18 protein-coding genes and 3 pseudogenes are annotated in these 23057 nt (G+C 38.0%); 11 read left to right on the top strand and 10 right to left on the bottom strand.

Translation table 11 applies throughout. From position 1 onward, the window contains the following. Position 1 precedes the first annotated feature (1 nt). A complete protein-coding gene (locus tag HX13_RS13025; RefSeq protein ID WP_050021581.1) occupies positions 2-706 on the top strand; it encodes a ZIP family metal transporter in 705 nt (234 codons plus the stop codon). A gap of 62 nt (positions 707-768) precedes the next feature. Here HX13_RS13025 and HX13_RS13030 read toward each other — a convergent pair whose 3' ends face one another. The 3 genes from HX13_RS13030 to HX13_RS24335 form a co-directional block, all read right to left on the bottom strand. Continuing rightward, positions 769-2169: an OmpP1/FadL family transporter gene (locus HX13_RS13030; RefSeq protein WP_050021469.1), complete on the bottom strand. Its 1401-nt coding sequence runs from the start codon at positions 2167-2169 to the stop codon at positions 769-771. Between the two features lie 58 nt (positions 2170-2227). After that, complete coding sequence (locus HX13_RS24330) at positions 2228-2545, bottom strand: hypothetical protein (RefSeq protein WP_050021470.1); 318 nt, start codon at positions 2543-2545, stop codon at positions 2228-2230. Positions 2546-2798: 253 nt separating this feature from the next. Beyond that, positions 2799-3314, bottom strand: a complete 516-nt coding sequence (locus HX13_RS24335) for a hypothetical protein (protein ID WP_050021471.1) — start codon at positions 3312-3314, stop codon at positions 2799-2801. A gap of 145 nt (positions 3315-3459) precedes the next feature. Between HX13_RS24335 and proS the strand changes: the two are divergent. The 6 genes and pseudogenes from proS to dnaJ all read left to right on the top strand — a co-directional run bounded on the left by proS (position 3460) and on the right by dnaJ (position 9778). Then, positions 3460-4937 (top strand): annotated as a pseudogene (proS, locus tag HX13_RS13045) (proline--tRNA ligase). A 120-nt stretch (positions 4938-5057) separates the two neighbouring features. Then, positions 5058-6026: a DUF937 domain-containing protein gene (locus tag HX13_RS22805; RefSeq protein ID WP_238555323.1), complete on the top strand. Its 969-nt coding sequence runs from the start codon at positions 5058-5060 to the stop codon at positions 6024-6026. A gap of 52 nt (positions 6027-6078) precedes the next feature. Then, positions 6079-6390, top strand: a complete 312-nt coding sequence (locus HX13_RS24340; RefSeq protein WP_238555324.1) for an OmpA family protein — start codon at positions 6079-6081, stop codon at positions 6388-6390. Between the two features lie 110 nt (positions 6391-6500). Next, complete coding sequence (locus HX13_RS13055; protein WP_050021472.1) at positions 6501-7838, top strand: Nramp family divalent metal transporter; 1338 nt, start codon at positions 6501-6503, stop codon at positions 7836-7838. Positions 7839-8015: 177 nt separating this feature from the next. Continuing rightward, positions 8016-8553 (top strand): annotated as a pseudogene (locus HX13_RS13060) (nucleotide exchange factor GrpE). 109 nt (positions 8554-8662) lie between these two features. Then, positions 8663-9778, top strand: coding sequence for a molecular chaperone DnaJ (gene dnaJ / locus HX13_RS13065; protein WP_050021473.1), 1116 nt, complete (start codon positions 8663-8665; stop codon positions 9776-9778). A gap of 98 nt (positions 9779-9876) precedes the next feature. Here dnaJ and HX13_RS13070 read toward each other — a convergent pair whose 3' ends face one another. Further along, positions 9877-10758: a DUF808 family protein gene (locus tag HX13_RS13070; protein WP_050021474.1), complete on the bottom strand. Its 882-nt coding sequence runs from the start codon at positions 10756-10758 to the stop codon at positions 9877-9879. A 344-nt stretch (positions 10759-11102) separates the two neighbouring features. Between HX13_RS13070 and HX13_RS13075 the strand changes: the two genes are divergently transcribed. Next, a complete protein-coding gene (locus HX13_RS13075; RefSeq protein ID WP_050021475.1) occupies positions 11103-11972 on the top strand; it encodes an alpha/beta hydrolase in 870 nt (289 codons plus the stop codon). A gap of 39 nt (positions 11973-12011) precedes the next feature. Here the strand turns inward: HX13_RS13075 and HX13_RS13080 are convergent, their stop codons facing one another. The 3 genes from HX13_RS13080 to HX13_RS13090 form a co-directional block, all read right to left on the bottom strand. Beyond that, entirely contained in the window at positions 12012-12707 is a 696-nt protein-coding gene (locus tag HX13_RS13080) for a DedA family protein (protein ID WP_050021476.1), read from the bottom strand. Positions 12708-12792: 85 nt separating this feature from the next. Further along, positions 12793-13905 carry a peptide chain release factor 2 gene (prfB, locus tag HX13_RS13085; RefSeq protein ID WP_050021477.1) on the bottom strand — a complete coding sequence of 371 codons (1113 nt, stop codon included), beginning with the start codon at positions 13903-13905 and terminating at the stop codon, positions 12793-12795. A gap of 470 nt (positions 13906-14375) precedes the next feature. Next, positions 14376-15464, bottom strand: a complete 1089-nt coding sequence (locus HX13_RS13090) for an ATP-binding protein (protein ID WP_238555325.1) — start codon at positions 15462-15464, stop codon at positions 14376-14378. Positions 15465-15581: 117 nt separating this feature from the next. Between HX13_RS13090 and HX13_RS13095 the strand changes: the two genes are divergently transcribed. Beyond that, complete coding sequence (locus tag HX13_RS13095) at positions 15582-16484, top strand: ABC transporter ATP-binding protein (protein WP_050021478.1); 903 nt, start codon at positions 15582-15584, stop codon at positions 16482-16484. Positions 16485-16486: 2 nt separating this feature from the next. Continuing rightward, positions 16487-17332: an ABC transporter permease gene (locus HX13_RS13100; RefSeq protein ID WP_050021479.1), complete on the top strand. Its 846-nt coding sequence runs from the start codon at positions 16487-16489 to the stop codon at positions 17330-17332. A 122-nt stretch (positions 17333-17454) separates the two neighbouring features. Here the strand turns inward: HX13_RS13100 and msrB are convergent, their stop codons facing one another. The 3 genes from msrB to HX13_RS13120 form a co-directional block, all read right to left on the bottom strand. Continuing rightward, the gene (gene msrB / locus HX13_RS13105; RefSeq protein WP_050021582.1) at positions 17455-18552 is read right to left on the bottom strand and encodes a peptide-methionine (R)-S-oxide reductase MsrB; all 1098 of its coding nucleotides are present in this window, start codon (positions 18550-18552) and stop codon (positions 17455-17457) included. 14 nt (positions 18553-18566) lie between these two features. Continuing rightward, positions 18567-19016 carry a DUF417 family protein gene (locus HX13_RS13110; RefSeq protein ID WP_050021480.1) on the bottom strand — a complete coding sequence of 150 codons (450 nt, stop codon included), beginning with the start codon at positions 19014-19016 and terminating at the stop codon, positions 18567-18569. Between the two features lie 359 nt (positions 19017-19375). Further along, positions 19376-19927 (bottom strand): sigma-70 family RNA polymerase sigma factor, encoded by a 552-nt coding sequence (locus tag HX13_RS13120; RefSeq protein WP_185113608.1) that lies wholly within the window; start codon positions 19925-19927, stop codon positions 19376-19378. A gap of 308 nt (positions 19928-20235) precedes the next feature. On the opposite strand from HX13_RS13120, the pseudogene alaS reads away from it, so the two are divergent. Continuing rightward, positions 20236-22840: pseudogene (gene alaS / locus HX13_RS13125) on the top strand (alanine--tRNA ligase). Positions 22841-23057 lie beyond the last annotated feature (217 nt).

The following is a 23057-nucleotide window of genomic DNA, read 5'->3' on the forward strand; positions in this document are numbered from 1 at the left end:
GATAACAGTACTTTTACTGATTTTAAGTGTACTCGCAGGAGTATTCCTGGGAAAACACTTTGGTAAAAAGGAAAAACTGGCCAAAAATCTTTTGATTTTAAGTGCCGGTTTTTTGATTACAATATGTCTGAACGAAGTTTTCCCGCAAGTCTACACTGCTTCAGAAAGCAGCAGCCTTGGAGTATTTGTCATTGCCGGTGTTCTTTTGCAGATGATCCTGGAAGCCCTGACCAAAGGTTTTGAACATGGTCACTTTCATCATCATAATGATCACAATGTCCTTCCGGTAGCATTAATGATAGGGTTGTTTATTCATGCTTTTATCGAAGGAATCCCTCTTGCCAATGAGGAACATGAGATATCCCCTTATCTTTTAGGAATTGTATTTCACAACCTTCCTATTTCATTTATTTTAGGAGCATTTTTGTTCAATGGAAAAAAGGACTCCAAAAGCTCCTCATACCCTTCCTTGCTGATTATAGCTCTTTTTGCCTTAGCATCGCCGATGGGAATGCTGCTGGGGAATTATTTCAATCCGGATCTTCAGCCTTATTTTCTGGCTATTGTAGGAGGAATCTTTCTCCACATTTCATCAGTTATTATTTTTGAAAGCAATAAAAACCATAATATTGACTGGATTAAAATCGGATTGGTGGTCCTTGGAGTTTCGCTGGCATTAATAATGCATCTCTTCCATCACCATTAAAATACAATAAAAGCTCCGGAATTAACGGAGCTTTTATTGTATAGATATTATTTATACCGAAATTAGAATTTCCATCCTAAGGTAAGGAAGAAATTATTTCGGTTATTCTTTACATCAGAAACAGCATATGCGTCACTTTGTACAATATTATTATCCGAGTAATATGCAGAGTCTATCTGATTGTTGAGAACTCCTCTCATAAAAGGATTACTATATTTGGAAGTAATGTTCTGGTATGAAGCATCAATATAGAATGACTTAAAGTCATAGCCAATACCGAACGAAACCAGGTTTCTGTTATTCAGCATAAGATTGCTGTAAGACTGGTCTCCCGTAGTTCCCGCATCATTATATCTGTTGATTGTAAGAGCATCAAAAGGACTGGAAACATAAGAATAACCGCCTCTCAGTCTAAACTGCTGTATTCTGTATTCAGCACCTACCCTCACTTCTGAAAGGTTTTTATAATTCTCTTTAAAGAAGTCATTCAATTCTCTTTCAGCCGGTCCATATACTTTATAGTCAGGTTTTGTAAGTCCTAATGTATAATCTACGTTCAATGAGAAGTTTTTGCTGGCTACAAATGCAGCACTTACTGTTGCTTTAAGCGGTGAAGTAAATTTTCTTCCTTCATAAGCTACCCCATCTCCTAAGCTTGAATCATTATAAAAAGTATAATCCCTGTCTATAGTCCAGAATGTCGGAGTTTCAAGAGATGCTCCCAACCTGAAGTTAGGACTTAGTTTCCCGATTACCCCTAATGAAGCTGAAAAACCTGAGGATCTTTCAAAATAAGGTGTATTCTGCTTACTGAAATACTCTAAAGAATTGTTCTGAAGAGACTGAAAAGCAGCAGTATCATACTGATCAATAGAAGCACTGAAAAAGTTCAGACCTGCCCCTACATAGAAACTATGATTGTAATTGGCACCTACACCAAAGCTCATTTTTGATAGATGTCCATATCTGTTATAGGCATGTCCTGCAAAAGAGGAACTTTTATTCGTATCAAAATCATAAATCAGGTTATTATTTCCTCCTGACTCTATATAATTATCAAGAGACTGATTAGAGTAATTGATACCAATGTTAATAAATTTCCAGGCAGTCTCCGTCATTAGAGGAAAAGCAATTATTCCCCCTACGTTTCCAAGATCGGTTTTCGTTTTATTATAATCTACTGTGGTACCAGCCCAAGAGCTGCTGTTCTTATTTCCCATAACAGATAAAGTTCCCGAAATCTCCCCTGAAATAGCAACTCCTAACCCTGCAGGGTTGGTAAGTAAAGAATTGGCATCACCTCCTAAAGCACCATTGGCACCTGCCATTGCATTAAACTTTGCAGAACCCACCATAGGAGAACCTGAGTAAACATCAACAGTATTTCTTATCACAGATACATCCTGTGCCTGCGCAAAAAATGCAGCAGAAACACTCATTAATACTAAAGATTTTTTTAACATTATTTTTTTATAGTTTATTGAGTTGAAAATTATCTGAAGCCACCGCTGCCACCGGATCTCATACCGCCTCCACCGCCGGAGCCGCCTCTAAAGCCTCCACCGCCGCCGGAATTGAAACCTCCGCTTGATCTGAAGCCTCCGGAATTACCATCTCTGAAACCTCCGTTATTATATCGCGGTTGGGATGGTTGCTGATAATTATAGTTAGGTCTTGTTTGCGGAACAGAATTACGGAATCCACCAGAATTACCACTTCGGAAACCTCCGGAATTACCATCTCTGAATCCACCAGAATTTCCATTTCTGAATCCACCGGAATTCCCCTGTCTGAAACCGCCATTTGAATTACCGTTTCTGAAACCTCCTGAGTTTCCATCTCTGAAACCTCCTGAACTTCCGTTTCTAAATCCTCCTGAATGGTCTCTGAACCCTGAACCGGTATTTGCTGTGTTTGTTCTGTATACAGCGCTTCCTATCCCCGGACTTCCAACAAAGCCTCCGCTGGCACCACTTCTTCTGTAGGTAGTTCTGTAACCGTTACCCCAGTAACCACCTCCCCAGTACGGGTACCCATAGTAACCGCCCCAGTAGGATCATAGTAACCACCCCAGTAGCCACCCCAATAGGGATTACCCCAGCCAAAAGAGCCTCCCCAGCCCCCAGCCGAATGATCCGCCCCAACCCCAGGACAGTCCAAGACCCCAGCCCCAGCCGCGGTTCCAGCCCCAGTAAGGACTATATCCTCCGTACCAGCCCCAAGGATATCCCCAGCCCCAGGAATTATCGTAATAATTGGTTTGGGATCCTGCATAAAGCCCCCAATCAGAATCCGTTGCGTTCGTATTCCAATTAGTACCACTCCAGTCATTATATTTATTTTGCTGTTCTCTCGAGTTTATCTGTGCATTTTGAATCACATTAGAATCCTGATAATAGTCATAGTATTCTCCTACTCTGTTTCCGCCATCATTGATGATCACTCCTTCAGGCAGCGTATCCTTGTTAGGGTCATAGTACACCCCGTCTGTCTCGCTATACCCTCCCATCTGAGCACCACAAGACATAAGCAATAATCCGCCTGATACAGCCAGAATCCCTTTGGATCTTAGCAGACCAAGCAAATTTTTATGTATATTTCTTTTCATGATAACGTAAAAATTTTTAATTTAAATTATATTTGCAATCTGTACCAAAAATGTACCAAATACAGGTAAAAAAAAATCTATCAAAAATAGATTTTTATTTTTAGATAACAATAACGTCCAAAAGTTAAAAAAATTTTAAAAGATAATGGCAAAATTAACCTCAAGAAGCGAAGATTACAGCAAATGGTATAATGAGCTGGTGGTAAAAGCTGATTTAGCTGAAAATTCAGGAGTACGTGGATGCATGGTAATCAAACCGTATGGCTATGCAATCTGGGAAAAAATGCGTGATGAAATGGATAAAAAATTCAAGGAAACAGGTCACGTGAATGCATACTTCCCACTTTTTTGTGCCCAAGAGCTTATTTGAGGCTGAGGAAAAAAAATGCAGAAGGTTTTGCGAAAGAATGTGCTGTAGTTACCCACTACAGATTAAAAACCGATCCTGACAATCCTTCAAAACTGATTGTAGACCCTGAAGCAAAGCTTGAGGAAGAGCTTATTGTAAGACCTACCTCTGAAGCAATCATCTGGAATACTTATAAAAACTGGATTCAATCCTATAGAGATTTACCTATATTGATCAACCAATGGGCGAACGTAGTACGTTGGGAAATGAGAACCCGTCTGTTCCTAAGGACAGCAGAATTCTTATGGCAGGAAGGACATACGGCACACGCTACAAGAGAAGAAGCTGTGGAAGAAGCTGAAAAAATGAACAAAGTATATGCTGATTTTGCTGAAAACTTTATGGCAATCCCTGTTATCCAGGGTCTTAAAACACCTTCTGAAAGGTTTGCCGGTGCTGATGAAACCTATTGTATTGAAGCATTAATGCAGGATGGAAAAGCTTTACAGGCAGGAACATCCCATTTCCTGGGGCAGAATTTCGCAAAAGCGTTTGACGTAAAATTCACCAATAAAGAAGGAAAAATAGAATATGCCTGGGCTACTTCATGGGGGACTTCTACCCGATTGATGGGAGCATTGATTATGACGCATTCTGATGATTTCGGATTGGTATTGCCTCCAACTTTAGCGCCGATCCAGGTGGTGATTGTTCCTATTTTCAAAGGGGAAGAACAACTGGAACAAATCAGTGAAGTTGCACTGGAAATCCAGGCTAAATTAAGAGCGAAAGGAATTTCTGTGAAATTTGATAACGATACCCAGAACAAACCAGGCTGGAAATTCGCTGAATACGAGTTGAAAGGAGTGCCTGTAAGAATCGCAATGGGACCAAGAGACCTCGAGAACAAATCTGTAGAAATTGCGAGAAGAGATAATCTTACCAAAGAAGTTCGTTCTATTGAGGGGATAGATGTATATATTGAAGAATTACTGCAAACTATCCAGAAAGACATTTATAACAAGGCCTTAAACTTCAGGAAAGACAACATTACAAAAGTTGACAGCTATGAGGAGTTTAAAAAAGTTCTGGAAGAAAAAGGAGGCTTTATTTATGCTCACTGGGATGGTACGGCTGAAGAGGAAGAACAGATCAAAGAAGAAACTAAGGCAACGATCAGATGTATTCCTTTGGATGATGATGTGGAAGAAGGTATTTCACTGATCTCCGGAAAACCTTCTAAGAGACGTGTGTTATTCGCAAAAGCGTATTAAAATTTTTTAACGATTTAAAAAAACTTCGTTAAATTTTAAAGAAATATTCAAAAAAAAGTGGCATTTTGACAGATTTTTGTTTAAATTTATCACAACATTAATCTAAAAAAATTTATTATTATGTCTTTAAATGTCATTGATTTAATTAAAGGACAATTAGGTCCCGCTTTAGTAACACAAGCTGCATCACAATTTGGAGAAAGCGAATCTGGTATTTCTAAAGCAATTGGCGGCTTATTGCCTGCAGTAGTAGGTGGATTAGCCAATAACGCAGACAATCCTGGCGTTTTGGATGCTATCACGAAAGCCTCTTCAAGCGGGATTTTGGGGAATTTATTAGGAGGAACTTACAATAGCCCTATTATCACCACTTTATTATCTTCAATTTTTGGAGACAAGATAGGCGGATTAGTGAACTCCATTGCCACTTTTTCAGGAATCAGCAATAATTCTGCAGGTTCTTTGTTAAATCTGGTGACCGGAGCTACGGTAGGCACTATCGGAAAATACGCTGCAGATAATAATCTCGGCCCATCAGGTATTTCCAGTCTACTGAATGACCAAAAAGGCATTGTCTCTTCGTTATTGCCGGCAGGTCTTTCTTTAGCTTCTTTTGGTTTAGGAGCTGAGAATTGGTTTGGACAGGCTAAGGAAAACGTTTCTTCAGTAGCATCCACGGCTAAAGATAATCTTGCCGAAGGTGTAGCTACAGCCAGGGAAAATGTTTCTGAAGGAGCCAGAGAAATAAGAGAACAATTTAATAATAATAACAATAATCAAGGCGGAGGTTCAATCTGGAAATGGTTGCTTCCGCTTTTATTATTGATTGCAGCTGCCTATTTCTTATGGAAGCAGTGCGACAAAAAACAAAATACCACTACTACCACTACATCAGCTGACTCAACAGGGATGGCTACAGACACGGCTACCGTTCAGACATCGACAGATACTACTGCTCCGACTACCGCACCGGCCAGAACTGATGAAAATATTGATCTTAACGGAGTAACTCTAAAAGGGTACAAAGGAGGAATGGAAGATCAGATGATTGCATTCCTGAAATCTGACGGATACAAAAAACGCCGCTGATGATGCTGCCCTGAAAGATAAATGGTATGACTTTGACCATGTTAATTTCAAAATGGGAAGCGCTACAGAACTGGAAGCAGGTTCTCAGGGACAATTGGATAACCTGGTAGCTATTTTAAAAGCTTTCCCTGATGCAAAAATCAAAATCGGAGGCTATACAGATAAAACAGGTAACGAGGCTGCTAATGTTAAACTTTCCAAGGAAAGAGCTGAATACATCAAAGCTGCTTTAGTAAAAGCCGGAGTAGGCGCTCAGGTGCTTGAGGCTGAAGGATACGGAAGTAAATTTGCTAAAGTAGATGCAAAAGCTTCTGATGCTGAAAGAGCTTCTGACAGAAAAATGGCAGTAAGATTTGCAAAATAATCTTAGACTGAATAAATTAGATCCCGGAAAGTGATTTCTGGGATTTTTTTATCCCTTAATTTTTTTGTTTACATTTATTTAATTAAATTTGTTAGTCATTTCTAACATTCATGAATTTAAAATTAAAGAGCGCCTGGCGAAAAGATAAAACAGCCCATTCATTACCGGAAGTTTATTCTTCAATAAAAGTACCTAAAAAAGGTTCTTTCTGGAGAAAGTATCTGGCTTTTACGGGCCCCGGATTAATGATTGCTGTCGGCTATATGGATCCGGGGAACTGGGCAACCGATATTGCCGGCGGAGCACAGTTTGGATATACTTTGCTTTCGGTAATTCTTATTTCCAATATTTTCGCCATGGTTCTTCAGCATTTATCCCTGAAATTGGGAGTAGCTACTGAAAGGGACCTGGCACAAGCCTGTAGGGACCATTTTAGTCCTGCAACCAATTTTATCCTTTGGGTATTCTGTGAAATAGCCATTGCTGCCTGTGATCTCGCTGAGGTAATAGGATCGGCAATTGCCCTCAATCTGTTATTTCATATACCGCTCACCTGGGGTATTGTCATCACCACCATAGATGTACTGATTATTCTTTTGCTTCAGGCCAAAGGCTTCCGCTGGATTGAAAGCATTGTAGGCGGACTTATTTTCGTTATTCTCGCATGCTTTATTTATGAAATTATTATTTCCCAGCCTGCTTTTACTGAAATTCTGGGGGGATTAGTTCCTCAGAAAGAAATTATTCAGAATCCGGCCATGCTTTATATAGCCATCGGAATATTGGGGGCAACCGTTATGCCTCATAACCTGTACCTTCACAGCAGTATTATCCAAACCCGTGATTATACTCGTGACACGGAGGGAAAAAAAGAAGCTATAAAATTTGCTACTTTAGACAGTACGGTATCTCTGATGCTTGCTTTTTTCATCAATGGAGCCATTCTTATCCTGGCTGCTGCTACGTTCCATACCACCGGTAATGAGCATGTTGCAGATATTCATGACGCCTATAAAATGTTAACTCCTATTTTAGGAGCTTCAATGGCAAGTATTGCATTTGCTATTGCATTACTGGCATCAGGGCAAAATTCAACGCTTACCGGGACGCTTGCCGGGCAAATCGTAATGGAAGGATTCTTAAATATCCGGTTAAAACCTTGGTTGAGAAGGCTCATTACCAGACTTATTGCCGTTATTCCGGCCCTTATCGTGGCTATTCTTTATGGAGAACAGGGAACAACTGATTTATTGGTGCTGAGCCAGGTGATTTTATCCATGCAATTAAGTTTTGCGGTAGTCCCTTTGGTAATGTTTACCAATGATAAAGCTAAAATGGGAGAGTTTGTCAACAAACCATTTTTAAAAGTAGGTGCCTGGATCATTTCGGGGATCATCATTGTTCTGAATGTATATCTGCTATACCAAACATTAACGGGGGAACAATAAATGAGATCTAAATAATGGAAAAGCTGAAAATTACCACAGTAGTAACAAAATCACTTGACATTTACATTCAGCTTTTTATTTTCAATTCTACCCTCCCTCCTTTTTCTGCCTTAATGTCCTGATTTTTTTTATTTGGCAGACTCTTTGTCAAACAATTGTGTAAATAAATATTGAATTATGGAAAATCAGGATATTAACGAAGAAAGCATCAATAATCAGGAAGAAAACAAAGTTCAGAACTCCACAACGTCTGAGGACAATGTGACAGATACTCCTTCTGCAGAAGACCTTTTGGCAGAAGAAAAGGACCGTTATATCAGATTATATGCCGAATTCGAAAACTATAAAAAAAAGAACGGCAAAAGAAAAAATGGAATTCTTCCAATATGCCAATCAGGACATGATGGTATCTATGCTGGGTGTTTTGGATGATTTTGAAAGAGCATTAAAGGAAATCGCTAAAAATGGTAATCCGGCTGACTTACAGGGAGTAGAGTTAATCTACCAGAAATTTAAAAATAAACTTGGCGAAAAAGGGTTGAAAACCATGGAGGTAAAGGCAGGAGATAATTTCAATGTAGACTTCCACGAAGCCATTACCCAGATCCCTGCTCCGTCAGAAGATCTGAAAGGTAAAATTGTAGATGTTATTGAAACAGGATACACTTTAAATGATAAAGTAATCCGTTTTGCAAAGGTAGTAACAGGAAACTAGTATTATAAATGATAAATGATGAGTGATAATTGATGGATAATAATCCTTTATTACTTGAATTTTAATATCTTTTATCATTTATCAATCATCGATTATAGAATAGAAAGTCATGTCAAAAAGAGATTATTACGAGGTCCTCGAGATCAGCAAGTCTGCATCGGCCGACGAAATAAAAAAAGCATACCGAAAAATGGCCATTAAATATCACCCGGATAAAAATCCCGGGGATAAACAGGCTGAAGAAAAATTTAAAGAAGCTGCTGAAGCATATGAAGTATTAAGTGACGACCAGAAGCGCGCCAGATATGATCAGTTCGGTCATGCCGGATTGGGAGGAAACGGTGGTTTCGGAGGCGGAGGCTTCGGAGGCGGAATGAATATGGAAGACATTTTCAGCCAGTTCGGGGATATTTTCGGTGGTGGTTTCGGAGGCTTTGGAGGCGGCGGAGGCCGTCAGCAGGTGAAAGGTTCTAATTTAAGAATCAGAATCAAGCTGAACCTTGAGGAAATGGTAAACGGAACCCAGAAGACCATCAAAGTAAAAAAAATGAAGATGGCGGAAGGTGCCACATCAAAAACATGCCCTACCTGTAACGGTTCCGGTGTTCAGATTAAAGTAATGAACACGATGTTTGGCCAGATGCAGACTCAAACCACCTGTGGTACTTGTCAGGGAATCGGAAAGGTTGCTGATAAAATTCCTGCCGGTGCCAATGCACAGGGTCTTATCAAAGATGAAGAAGAAATCAGCATTAACATTCCTGCCGGTGCCAGAGACGGAATCCAGCTAAACGTGCGAGGAAAAGGAAATGATGCTCCATTTGGTGGAACTCCGGGTGACTTATTGGTTATCATTGAAGAAGAAGTAGATCCAACCATCAAAAGAGAAGGCGACAATCTTCACCAGGAATTATACGTATCTTTTGCTGAAGCAGCATTAGGAACTAAAAAAGAGGTTCCTACCGTAGGTGGAAAAGTAAAAATCACCGTTGACCCGGGAACACAATCCGGAAAGATTTTAAGGCTTGCCGGAAAAGGGCTGCCGAGCATCGACAGTTACGGAAAAGGAGATATGTTTATCCACATTAATGTATGGACTCCACAAAAGCTTACGAAGGAACAGAAAGATTTCTTTGAAAAGCAGATGTCCAGCGGGGAAATGGTTGCAGAACCTTCAGGCAAGGAAAAAACTTTTTTTGATAAAGTGAAAGATTTATTCAACTAATATAGAGGCCTTAGGGTCTCTTTTTATTTAAAGGTTATAAAAAAATATCCTGTACTTTTTCTGAGTACAGGATGTTTTTTTTATTTCGATGTAAAATTCTATTTCTTCGTAGCTAATGAATATACTGCCTTCCCAACGGTAAAAACAGCTACTGCAGCCAGTCCGCCTATAATTCCGAAAGTAAATTCTTTAAGCATTGATGGCCAGGTTGGAAGCGAATCATGCAGATAATGAATATTGTGTGAAAAAATACCTCCTGAAACCAGGATAAGGGCAATGGTTCCTACAATTCCCAATAATTTAATAATTACAGGTAATGCTTTTACCAGTAAATGGCCCAGTTTTGAAAAGAAACCTTTATCATGACTTTTTCTGATTAGGCTAAAACCAGCATCATCCATTCTTACAATAAGGGCTACAATTCCATATACCCCTACAGTAGCTATAAATGACACGAAAGTTACCGTAAGAATCTGGGTTAATAGCGGATGATTCTCTTGAATTACCGTTCCCAAAGCAATAATCACAATTTCAATAGAAAGAATAAAATCTGTTCTGATAGCAGAATTGATTTTGGCTTTCTCGGATACTTCCGAGTTCTCTTCTATTTTACTTTCTTCTATAACCTCATGTCCTTTTTTGGAACGATGAAATAGAAATTCAATGATTTTTTCCACTCCTTCAAAAGCCAGATATATTCCTCCCAAAATAAGGATTATTTCAATAGCCGGTTTGTAAAGCCAGTTCAACAGGAAAGCAATAGGAAGAATAATCAGCTTATTGATAAATGATCCTTTCGTAATAGCCCATAAAACCGGAATCTCTCTGGAAGAAAGAAAGCCCGTAGCTTTCTCTGCATTTACCGCTAAATCATCACCTAATATTCCTGCCGTTTTCTGTGTTGCTATTTTACTGGTAACGGCAACATCATCCATCAATGCTGCAATATCATCTAAAATTGCAAAAAAGCCTGATGCCATATTTTAATATTTTTTTAATCTCTGTTAAGTTCAGCAAAAATAAATATTAAAATCTATTTTTATTTATTTCCGGCTATTAATTTAAAATATTTTCGACGCAGTATGTGGATATGAGCAAAAGCCTACTTCTTTTTACTGATTTGACCTGATATTACGTGGCACCAATCATGTATTTGCTTTAGGATATTTTTATGTTATCCGGAATGATAACCGTTCTAAGGTAAAAATGCAGGCTGAAAAGAGGGCCTATTTTTACTGCAGGATGATGATGCTGAAATCTCTTTTGTTTTCAAAAAAGGAGAAAATCTGATCCATAATCAATCGAATTTCAGTATATTTAATTAATGAAAAGACTCATTCTCAGGTATCATTTTTTCGCTATGGGATTCATCGGTTTCCTGTTGCAATCCTGCAATACGAAATTCAGAGTCTGGGTAGGCCCGGAAGGTCAGCAGAAAATTTATAATTTGAAATACGGTAAGCATAAAAGGCAGAAAATGGATATTTTTCTCCCTAAGAATTACCCGTCAGATTCACCTGTCCTTCTCATCGTGCATGGAGGTGCATGGACATTGGGGAAAAAAGAACACATGATCCAGATTCAGAAAATGCTTTTCAAGAATAATATTCCGAGCATTAACATGAACTACAGATTGGTATCCAGGAAAAAGAAAATAACCTATAAAGAGCAGCTTGACGATATAGCCCTGGCTATTGAGCAGTTTAATTCTTTAACCGAAAAGGCAGAGCTTCTCCCCAATAATTATATTATCCTTGGCGAAAGTGCCGGAGGACATCTGGCGCTGTTATATGGATATCAACATCCTGACCAGATTAAGAAAATCATTTCGTTAAGCGGGCCTACAGATTTTTACAGTCCTGACTACTTAAATTCCTTTTACTCCAGATATACATCACCTACCATTCAGAAAATGGTGGGAATTCCATTTGACCGTAAAAAGATTTCCGAAGCTTTTAAAGAAGCCAGTCCTATCGCCAATATTACTGATGTTCCTACCCTTTTATTCCAGGGAAATCAGGATATTTTGGTGAGCCAGCATCAGGGAATTGCCATGGATTCTGCGCTTACCCGACTGAATGTACCGCATAAGTTTGTCTTTATGGAAAGAACGGGCCATGTTCCAAGGCTCTTCAATAAAAGAAAAAGAGACAGCATTATCTATCCGAATATTCTGGAATGGATAAAAAAATAGCCCGCTTTAAGCAGGCTATCTATATATTTTATATAACTTTTATTCAAAATCTTTGTTTTCGTATTTGGATAAATCATCCTTTTTACCGAACATAAATTTGATAATCACCGGAAGTGTTGTAATCAATACAATAACAATGATGATATACTCCAGCTTTTCTTTAAGATTGACACCAAACTGTTCCATAAATAATTTGTCCAGGTAGTGGCCTGCGAAGATCAAAATAAAAGACCATAGGACTGCTCCAATGACATTGTCTCTCAAAAATTCTTTTTTATCCATTTTTACAATACCCGCAACTATGGGAGTAAATGTTCTTACCACCGGTAAAAATCTTGCCATAATGATTGCCAGCGCACCATGTTTTTCAAAAAAATCATGCGCCTGGTACAGGTACTTTTTCTTAAAGAGCATAGAATCCGGTCTTTTATACAAAGCAGGACCCGTTTTTCTTCCAAAATAATATCCTACTTCATTTCCTATAATAGCTGCAATTGCTACTCCTGATGCTAAAAGGGTTGTATCCAAAAAATCGCTCCCTGTGGAGCCAAAAGTCTCTTTGATGATTTCAACGGCATAAATTCCCGAAACAAACAATAAAGAGTCTCCAGGTAGAAAAAATCCTACAAAAAGACCTGTTTCAGCAAAAACTATAAATAAAATAAGCCAAAACCCTCCCATTTTAATATAAAACTCCGGGTTTAATAAATCCTTCCAGCTATTGAAATCTTCCATATATATCGATGTACAACAAAAATAAGTCTAAAATGTCTGAAACAAAAATTAATTATAAGATTTTAACTAAAATCAGGCATGATATTTATAGGTTCAGGTCATCATCGGAAACGGCCGTTCCATCAGCCATTAGGAATGCTTTTAAAAATGGAGTGATATTACCATTCATTACAGCATCCACATCTGATGTTTCATGGCCTGAGCGTACATCTTTTACCAATTTATAAGGATGCATTACGTAATTCCTGATCTGGCTGCCCCATTCGATTTTCATTTTATTGGCTTCGATTTCATTTCTGGCTTTCATCCGCTCTTCCAGTTCCATTTCGTATAATCTTGAACGAAGGAGCTGCATGGCCTTTTCTTTATTCTGGAGCTGTGAGCGGGATTCCGAGTTTTCAATAATAATTCCTGTAGGTGCGTGGCGAAGACGTACAGCAGTTTCCACTTTGTTTACGTTCTGTCCTCCGGCTCCCGAAGCTCTCATTGTTTCAAAGCTGATATCAGCCGGGTTAATGTTGATCTCTATGGTATCATCTACCAATGGATAAACATATACGGAAACAAAGCTTGTGTGGCGTTTTGCATTGCTGTCAAACGGTGAAATCCTTACCAACCGGTGTACTCCGTTTTCTCCTTTCAGGTATCCGAAAGCATATTCTCCTTCAATCTCCAGGGTAACGGTTTTTACTCCTGCCACATCCCCTTCCTGGAAGTTCAGTTCACGGATTTTATAGCCTTGTTTTTCTGCCCACATGGTATACATTCTCATCAGCATAGAAGCCCAGTCACAGCTTTCCGTTCCTCCGGCCCCGGCAGTGATCTGAAGTACGGCAGAAAGCTCATCCCCTTCATTGGAAAGCATATTTTTAAACTCCAGGTCTTCTATTTTTTCTACCAATAACGGAAAGGTTTCGTCCAATTCTTTTTCAGAATCGGGATCTTCTTTGGCAAAATCGGCTAGAACCTGCAAATCTTCAAACTGTGCCTGAATTTCATCATAGCTTTCCACCCATTTTTTCTTGGAGCGGAGCTGTTTTAAAAATGCTTCAGCTGCTTTAGGGTTATCCCAGAACTCAGGGGCTGCCGTTTTTTCATCATCATTGGCAATTTCTATTTTCTTTTTTTCAATCTGAAGGTATCTGTGTAAATCTTCAATCCTGGATTGAATTTCTTTTATCTGATCGCTGTTAATCACGAATTTTTTCTTTTTGCAAAAATAAGGAATTCTTTGAGAGTAGAAAGAGATTGAATGAGGAGTTAGAGCCGGGATATAACTTCAAATAAAATTAAACTGAAAGTAACTTCCGGCTTTTTATATTTAATTTTCGAACTCCGTCAATTAGTAATTTTATATTCTATCTCTTCCCAGCTCTTTATTTTTCAAACTCCCAGCCTGAAACTTATCCTTTGTCTTCTTCTCCATTGTGCTGGAACCCAATCGCTCTTTGCGGTTTTTCCACCACTTTATAGGTTTCCAGCTCATTTCTCAAGGCCTGGATTCTAAACCGGAATTCATCCAGATTATTGATAATAACGTCTGCCAGAAAACGCGCTACCTGATCAAGATATTCCTCTGTGAGTTTTCCTGCAGCATCTCTTAATGCGGCATTGAGCAGATTCTGATCAATCTTAAGTTTTTCATTCCTGGTTCTCTGGTAAAGGTTTTTAATCCTTTTTTTTCAGACTTTGTGTAAAATCGATCAGCATAGTATTGCTAAAAGCTTTCATTTTGGAAGATACATCATGCCAGAAGGGAACTTTATCCGCCTTATTGTTTTTGAGTATTTTATACAGTAAAGAGTCTTCTTCAAGTCCTTTTGTCATGGCATATAAAATAATTTCAGAACGTTCTCCGGCATTAGGAGGAAATATAGGAATCATCACATCAAACCTACCCGGTGCCAGCACTTCTTCATCAATTTCCGAAACAGAATTGGCAGAACCCACCATAAGAACTCCTTCTTTTTCAAATTTCCCTATATAATGAAGGATCAGTTCCTGCGCTTCAAGGTTACAGGATGCTATATCCGTTTCAGCTTTTCTCTGCATCATAATTTCATCAAAATCATCAAGGAAAAGCAGCATTTTATTTTCACTCATCATCGAAACCAGAAAATCGTTGAAGTTGACTTCATTACCGTCAACCAGGGAAGTTCCCAGATAATGTTTTTTAACTTCTTTAAACTGGTAGCCTATAATTTCAGCAATTTTATTAGCCCAGAAAATTTTACCGCTTCCCGGTGGCCCATATACAATAATTCCGGCAGGTCTGTTGATCCCCCAGTCTTTTATCTGCTGTGGATTAAGGAAAGGCTCCAAAACTGAGGATATGTAAAAAAATAAGTCCCGGTAACCTATAAAATCTCTTTTCTGCAAACTGGTTTTATGCCCGAAATAATCGTAGACAAACTGATAGTTTCCGCCCAATTTATTATCAATTCCATAGCTTGAAATGGAAGATTTAAAAAGTCCATTGTCAAAAATATTCGGGGTGTGATCCTTTATGGCTTTTTCAATCTTATCTTTGGGCTGATTAATCACCTCAGCAATCTGTTCCACTGTTTTGTTTTTATCCAGGTCTTTTTCATACAACCTTAAAAAATCTACATTTTCACGAGCAAATTTTTCAAAATCTCCTTTTACTTCAAAGTTAGTGCTGATACAATCCACCAGTTCAAGGTCAAAATCCTGTATAAATTGTTTAATGGCTTCTGCGGTAACCTGTAATTCTTCTGCAAGTTCAATTAATTTCATAAAGTCTTCATTAATTCAATCAAATTTAATGTATTTACTACTAAAAGTAAATTGATTTATGATAATTGTGTAACATTTTATAATTCATATAGACTACTACTATGTAAAACAAATTACATGGAAAAAATTTTATCCGTAAAGAATCTGACGAAAAAATTCAAGAGAGTGGTTGTTAACAACATTTCTTTTGATGTCGAAAAAGGTAATGTATATGGGCTCCTGGGCCCCAACGGAAGCGGAAAATCAACAACGTTCGGAATGCTTCTTTCCACCATTAATCCTACAAGTGGAGACTGGTATTGGTTTGGCAGAAAAGGAACAGATTCCGAAACTTTAAAGAAAATTGGAGCCATTATCGAGCAACCCAATTTTTATCCATACCTGAGTGCTGAAACCAACCTTAAAATTGTTGCTGAAATTAAGGGGACGCCGTATTCAAGAATTGAAGAGGTTTTACAAACGGTCAATTTATTTGAAAGGCGAAAAGATCCTTTTAGAACATATTCCCTGGGAATGAAGCAGCGCCTTGCCATTGCTTCGGCTATGCTGAACAATCCGGAAGTTCTGATTCTGGATGAACCCACAAACGGCCTGGATCCGGAAGGCATTATTCAGATCAGGGAGATCATTAACAATATTGCAAAACAAGGTATTACGATCATTATTGCCAGTCATCTTCTGGATGAAATTGAAAAAATATGCAGTCATGTTATTGTGCTAAAGGAAGGAAATTCCATCTATTGTGGAAGAGTGGATGAGATGACTTCCAATAATGGATATTTTGAGCTTAAGGCAGACAATAACACCTTGCTTTTAAACATACTGAACGAATTTCAATGGTTCACTTCCATCAAACAGGATGGGGATCTTATCAAGGCACAGATCCGTGATGACGCTTCAATTTCGGCATCTGCATTGAATCAAAAGCTGGTTGAAAAGGGAATTTTCCTATCCCATTTAACCAGGAAAAAACTGTCTCTTGAATCTCAATTCCTTGAACTTGTAAAAAACACAAATTAATCATGATCAAATTACTAAAACTGGAGTACTATAAAAACCTGAACTATAAGCCATTCAAAGTTTTTAGCATCCTTTATTTTGCTATTCTTATTGCCTTGCTTTTTATTGGATTGGTAGATTTTGACCTTTTTGGCGGCACCGTTAATTTAAAAGAGGAAGGCATCTATAATTTTCCTGAAATATGGAACTTTACCACATGGATTGTAGCTTTATTGAAAATTTTCCTGGGATTGATTATTGTATTCTCCATTTCACAGGAATTCAGCAACCGGATGTTTAAGCAGAATACTATTGACGGATTAAGCCGGAAAGAATTCATTACTTCAAAATTATTGACTATCAGTATTTTTACCATTACCTCTACTCTCATTGTATTTGGGATTACAATGTTTCTGGGATATCAATATTCAAAAACGACAGAATCTGCTAAAGTTTTCGGAGAGATTTTTTTCATTGGAAATTACTTTGTTAAACTGTTTACTTTCTTTTGTTTTCTACTGTTTCTTTCCGTTTTGCTGAGAAAATCAATTTTTGTATTCCTTGCTTTTTTTGTTTTCTGGATTGTGGAAAGCATTTTAACGGCTTTAGAAGTTTTTTATAAAGTAAAAGGAATGCAGGGCCCACAAAGAAACGAGGTGCTGCAACATGATTTTTTTATAACCCATCTTTTACCGTTGGAAAGTATGTCCAGCCTTATTCCTAATCCGATGATGCGATTAAATATGGCTAAAATGATGGGGGTAAAATATGAATTCCATTACCCTGCAGAAAGCCTTATCGCCTGTCTGGTCTGGAGTGCTGTTTTCATTTTCGGATCGTATTGGATTCTGAAAAAAAGAGATTGGTAAACTTTTCATAAACCATTACTAAAATTGTTTTTAAAGTGATTCGTTCCGGATCACTTTTTTTTGGTTTAAGTTTTTGAAGTATTATCAAAAAAAGACTGCCTGTTGGCAGCCTTTATTTCATCTTACTTTTTATCTAGCAACGGAAGGTATTTTCCGTATCCTTTTTTTTCCATTTCCGCTTTTGGAATAAATTTCAGTGAAGCACTGTTGATACAATAGCGGAGTCCTCCTTTGTCCTGCGGACCATCTGTAAAAACATGTCCAAGGTGGGCATCTCCTGTTTTGCTTCTTACCTCCACCCTGTCCATACCGTGAGAACGGTCCAGTTTTTCTTCAATCAGGCTTTTGGTAATAGGTTTTGAAAAGCTTGGCCATCCACAACCTGATTCGAATTTATCCGTTGAAACAAACAAAGGTTCTCCTGTTGTAATATCTACATAGATTCCTTCGCGGGTTTCATTCCAGTATTCATTCTGGAAAGGTCTTTCCGTACCATTTTCCTGGGTAACGTTGTACTGTTCTGCGGTAAGTTTTTCTTTTAAAATATTTTTATCCTGTTTCTGATAGGTTGTTTTAGGAAGCGGGTTTGCTTTTTTGGCCATTTCAAAAAGACCGGGCTCAATATGACAATAGCCTCCCGGATTTTTATCCAGATAATCCTGGTGATAGTCCTCTGCTCTATAGAAGTTTTTCAAAGGAATGGTCTCCACCACTACCGGTTTACTATAGTTTTTTGCCAGTTTCTGAACTTCTCCTTTGATCACGGCTTCATCTTCTTTATTGGTAAAATAAATCCCGGTTCTGTATTGGTTCCCCCTGTCATTTCCCTGTTTGTCTATACTTGTAGGATCAATTGTCTTGAAATACAGATCAATCAGCAATTTCAGATCTACTTGTTCAGGATCATATTTCACTTTTACCGTTTCTGCAAAACCTGTGGTGTGACTTACTACTTCTTCATAGGTAGGATTTTGGGTATTACCGTTGGCATATCCTACTTCCGTTCCTACTACCCCACGAATCTGTTGGAAGAAATGTTCTGTACCCCAAAAACACCCTCCTGCAAAATAAACTTCTCTGACATTTTTATTATCCATAATTTCCTGATTTTCTTTTTCTTTTATTACTACTTTAGGTTTTGCATGTCTGAAAAACCCGGAGCCTGCAGCAAAGACTGCAATACCCAGAACTATCCCGAGTACTATTAATATATTTTTCATATCTAGCTTTTTATTCATTTTGTATTACTTTGAAATACCATCAATCCAAATCCTAAAAACATAAGATCTTTTAAGATGAAAAAATCTGTAACCGGAATTCCATCTACTATTTTCCATATTCCCGGCGTTGTAAACAGATAACTCAATGTTACCAGAAACGTTACAATCATCCCTATTCCGGCATATCTTTTCAGTACAGCAAATTTCGCACTAAATACCAACAGTAAGGCAATGATAATTTCTATCGTTCCGATCAGGTTTGACACTGTCTGAACACTCATTATTTTGTATACGAAAAAAGTTAGAAAATGGTTTTCAACCAAAGGCTTTATTGCAGCGGCTTCAGTAGGAGTAAATTTGAAGATACCAATCCAGAGCAGAATCAGGGCTGCGCCGAAAAGAGAAACATAATATCCTGATTTGTACGTTGAATGATTGGCAGATTCAGATGTTGTTCCGATCATGTGTTGTAAGATTTTGAATTATACTTATTGTTCAGAAGTATAGTCGGCAAAGTTTCAAAATCCTGACAAAATTTTCTTAAAAATCTAATTTTTCGAACATTTTATTTTTAAAATCCTGAATATCAGATTCATTAATTTCACTTTCTCTTTTAGAAAAAATTTTTCGGAATATGTGATCCAAAAAAGCCAGTTTTTTATTATACATCCTGCACCATTTGCAAATTATCAGGTGTATACTGAGTTTTCTGTTCTCTCCGGCAGAAATAGATTGGGCATTGCGCTTTTCCATCAGTAAAGTAGCCTCACTACATGACAAAAAAAGCAGGTGTACAATTTTTTTTTAACATTTCAGTCATTTATTATTTTGAAAACCAGTTCATCTCCAGACATTCTCTAAGCTGCATCCGGGTTCTTTGTAAGATCTTCCAAAGGTTAGTCGTAGAAACCTCTAATTCCTGACTCACTTCGGGTGCTTTTTTTTCTTCAATGTAGTACATTTTTAACAAAATTTTCCATCTGGAAGGCAATTCTTCGATACATTCTTCTAATGTTTTATTAAAATCTATATTATCTAGCAGCTCAGGTTCTCTGGCGGATACATCCCAGTCATTCAAAACATCATTATTTTTCCATGAGCCTGTTTCGTCAAAAAAGTGATCGAGTCTTACGTTCGGTTCTGATTTGTATTTTTTCCGGTAGAAATCAGCAATTTTCCGTTGTAAAATGGACATGAGCCAAGTCAGAGGCTGACTTTTTCCTTCAAAAGAATCATAAGAAGAAAATGCAGCAAGGAAAACTTCCTGGACTACATCCTGAGCATCTTCTTTATTGGAAAGCATATACACAGCTTTCTTCAAAAGCGGTGCAGAATACTGTTCTATCCAGCTTTTCAAAATCTCATTTTTCATCATTGCGAGTTAATTTAAACGAAGATAAGATTTTTTTTAATTGTGTAAAGTGAGCAAAACTTGCTATAATTCATCAGTGTTATCTTCAACTTCATAAGCCTAACAGGTTTGAAAGCATGTTAGGTTTAAATAGGCGAAAGAATCTGCTTACCAGGGTAAATTACCAGATCCATTAAAAACCATGATTCATTGTTTATGTCAACCATTTGATAAAATGGCTTTAAAATATCTAATATTTGATATAAAATCACCTAAAAACCTTAAATTTGCATCTTATCAAAATTTGATATTAAAAAAGCAAAAGCAATACTATGACATCACAAGAGATACGTCAAAAATTTTTAGATTATTTTAAAAGTAAGGACCACCTTATTGTTCCTTCAGCTCCTATTGTGCTGAAAGACGACCCTACCCTTATGTTTTCCAACTCAGGAATGACGCAGTTCAAAGATTTTTTCTTAGGCTATAAAACACCTACCGCCCCTAGAATTGCCGATACACAGAAATGTCTGAGAGTTTCAGGAAAGCATAATGACCTGGATGATGTAGGTAGAGATACTTACCACCACACCATGTTCGAGATGTTAGGAAACTGGTCTTTTGGAGATTATTTTAAAAAAGAGGCTATTGCTTTTGCCTGGGAATTGCTGACTGAAGTTTATGGAATTCCAAAAGAGAATTTATATGTAACTATTTTTGAAGGTGATGCCTCTGAAAATTTAGAGAGAGATCAGGATGCTTTTGATTTCTGGAAATCTCATATTGCTGAAGACCGGATCATCAATGGAAATAAAAAAAGACAATTTCTGGGAAATGGGTGAAAGCGGACCTTGCGGCCCATGTTCAGAGATTCATATCGACCTGAGAACCCCTGAAGAAAAAGCAGCTGTTCCGGGAATTACCCTGGTAAATCAGGATCATCCACAAGTGGTGGAAGTATGGAACCTGGTTTTCATGGAATTCAACAGAAAAGCGGATAAGTCTTTAGAAAAACTTCCTGCCCAGCATGTGGATACGGGAATGGGCTTCGAGCGTTTATGTATGGCGCTTCAGGGAAAATCCTCCAACTATGATACGGATGTTTTCACTCCGTTGATTTCTAAAGTGGAAGAGCTTTCAGGTAAGAAATATACCGGTATCCTGGAGGATGAAAAAGATATTGCCATCCGTGTGGTGGTAGACCACATCAGGGCTGTTTCTTTTGCTATTGCTGATGGCCAGTTACCTTCTAACGGTGGTGCAGGATACGTTATCAGAAGAATCTTAAGAAGAGCTATTTCCTATGCTTACAGATTCCTTGGCATGAAAGAGCCTTTCCTTTATAAACTGGTTCCTGTACTTCAGGAACAAATGGGACAATTCTTCCCTGAAATTGAAAAACAGGGTAAATTAGTAGGCGAAGTCATCAAAAGTGAGGAAGAATCATTCTTAAAAACAATTGAAAACGGTCTGATCAGGGTAGAAAAGCTGATCCAGCAGACGATTGCCGGGAATTCAAAAATATTACCTAGCGAGGAAGTCTTTGAATTATATGATACCTATGGTTTTCCTGATGACCTGACGAGAATTATTGCTGAGGAAAAAGGGTTAACAATTGATGAGGCCGGATTTAAAGCTGAAATGGAAAAACAAAAACAACGTTCCAAGTCTGATTCTGCACAGAAAGTGTATGACTGGGTTGTTTTGGAAGAAAAGCCGGAAAACTTCGTAGGGTATGATCAGATTGAATCTGAAACCTATATTACAAGATACAGAAAAGTAGAAAACAAAGACGGGGAATTTTACCAGGTGGTATTAAGCAGCTCTCCATTCTACCCTGAAGGAGGTGGACAGGTTGGAGATAAAGGAGTTCTGGAAAATGCTTCTGAAAGCTTTGAAGTTTTAGAAACTAAAAAAGAAAACGGACTGATCATTTCTTTAATCAATGGTCTGCCTAAAGATGCAGGTGCTCTTTTCTATGCTAAAGTAAACGCTGCCGACAGAAAGAATTCTCAGGCGAACCACTCTGTAACGCACCTTTTACATGAAGCCTTAAGAGAAGTTTTAGGAACTCACGTAGAGCAAAAAGGATCTTATGTGGGACCGGATTATCTGCGTTTCGACTTTTCCCACTTCAATAAAATGACAGAGGAAGAACTAGCACTGATTGAAGAAAAAGTAAACAAAAAGATCAAAGAAAGCATTGCGTTACAGGAATTCAGAAGCATTCCTATTCAGGAGGCTCTGGACAAAGGGGCAATGGCTTTGTTCGGGGAAAAATATGGTGACAATGTGAGAATGATCCAGTTTGGAAGTTCCAAAGAACTTTGCGGGGGAACTCACGTTAAAAATACCAGCGAAATCGGTCATTTCAAAATTACTTCCGAAGGTTCTGCTGCGGCAGGAATCAGAAGAATTGAAGCGATTTCCGGTGATAAGTCTGAAGAATATTTCAACAATCTAGAAAAACAGTTCATTGAACTTTCCCAGTTGTTAAAATCTAAGGATGTTGTAAGGGCTATTGAGAAATTAATTGAAGACAACACATCGTTAAAAGCTGAAGTGGATGCTCTTAAAAAAGAAAAGGCAAAAGGAGAAATCAGTGATTGGAAAAATGCTTACGAACAGAAAGGCAATAAGCAGCTTTTAGTCAAGAAAACTTCTTTGGATGCCGGTTCTGTGAAAGATATCGTATTCCAGCTGAAAAGAGAAATTCCGGCTTCTGTAACGGTCATTCTTTCTGATGCAGACGGAAAACCAATGATTACTGTAGGTGTGTCGGATGACCTTGCTGCAGATTATCAGGCCGGAGCTATTGTAAAAGATCTTGCTAAAGAAATTCAAGGTGGTGGTGGCGGAAATCCTGGTTTTGCCACTGCGGGAGGTAAAAACCTTGCAGGATTGGAAAATGCATACCAAAAAGCATTGAATATTTAAGATTACTATCATTAAGCATTTCAAAATCAGCGGTCTCATCTGACCGCTGATTTTTTTTAAATACAAATGTAACCTTGGGTGTCCATGTGTCTTTACAACATCTTCTGAGCTTTATTTATATATTAAAAATGATTTTTATTTATATTCATTCTAATTATTGATCTTATCTTAACAATCATCTCTTAATCTTAAACTATTTGTTTTGTCTTATTAAAAC

The organism is Chryseobacterium sp. P1-3 (genome assembly GCF_000738495.1).
Taxonomy (GTDB): Bacteria; Bacteroidota; Bacteroidia; order Flavobacteriales; family Weeksellaceae; genus Chryseobacterium; species Chryseobacterium gallinarum.

Excerpts from the sequence above, each read along its gene's own strand:
- HX13_RS13030 (WP_050021469.1), bottom strand. The coding sequence starts at position 2,169 with ATGTTAAAAAAATCTTTAGTATTAATGAGTGTTTCTGCTGCATTTTTT.
- HX13_RS24330 (WP_050021470.1), bottom strand. The coding sequence starts at position 2,545 with ATGGAAACTCAGGAGGTTTCAGAAACGGTAATTCAAATGGCGGTTTCA.
- HX13_RS24335 (WP_050021471.1), bottom strand. The coding sequence starts at position 3,314 with ATGAAAAGAAATATACATAAAAATTTGCTTGGTCTGCTAAGATCCAAA.
- HX13_RS22805 (WP_238555323.1), top strand. The coding sequence starts at position 5,058 with ATGTCTTTAAATGTCATTGATTTAATTAAAGGACAATTAGGTCCCGCT.
- HX13_RS24340 (WP_238555324.1), top strand. The coding sequence starts at position 6,079 with ATGGGAAGCGCTACAGAACTGGAAGCAGGTTCTCAGGGACAATTGGAT.
- HX13_RS13055 (WP_050021472.1), top strand. The coding sequence starts at position 6,501 with ATGAATTTAAAATTAAAGAGCGCCTGGCGAAAAGATAAAACAGCCCAT.
- dnaJ (WP_050021473.1), top strand. The coding sequence starts at position 8,663 with ATGTCAAAAAGAGATTATTACGAGGTCCTCGAGATCAGCAAGTCTGCA.
- HX13_RS13070 (WP_050021474.1), bottom strand. The coding sequence starts at position 10,758 with ATGGCATCAGGCTTTTTTGCAATTTTAGATGATATTGCAGCATTGATG.
- HX13_RS13075 (WP_050021475.1), top strand. The coding sequence starts at position 11,103 with ATGAAAAGACTCATTCTCAGGTATCATTTTTTCGCTATGGGATTCATC.
- HX13_RS13080 (WP_050021476.1), bottom strand. The coding sequence starts at position 12,707 with ATGGAAGATTTCAATAGCTGGAAGGATTTATTAAACCCGGAGTTTTAT.
- HX13_RS13090 (WP_238555325.1), bottom strand. The coding sequence starts at position 15,464 with ATGAAATTAATTGAACTTGCAGAAGAATTACAGGTTACCGCAGAAGCC.
- HX13_RS13095 (WP_050021478.1), top strand. The coding sequence starts at position 15,582 with ATGGAAAAAATTTTATCCGTAAAGAATCTGACGAAAAAATTCAAGAGA.
- HX13_RS13100 (WP_050021479.1), top strand. The coding sequence starts at position 16,487 with ATGATCAAATTACTAAAACTGGAGTACTATAAAAACCTGAACTATAAG.
- msrB (WP_050021582.1), bottom strand. The coding sequence starts at position 18,552 with ATGAAAAATATATTAATAGTACTCGGGATAGTTCTGGGTATTGCAGTC.
- HX13_RS13110 (WP_050021480.1), bottom strand. The coding sequence starts at position 19,016 with ATGATCGGAACAACATCTGAATCTGCCAATCATTCAACGTACAAATCA.
- HX13_RS13120 (WP_185113608.1), bottom strand. The coding sequence starts at position 19,927 with ATGATGAAAAATGAGATTTTGAAAAGCTGGATAGAACAGTATTCTGCA.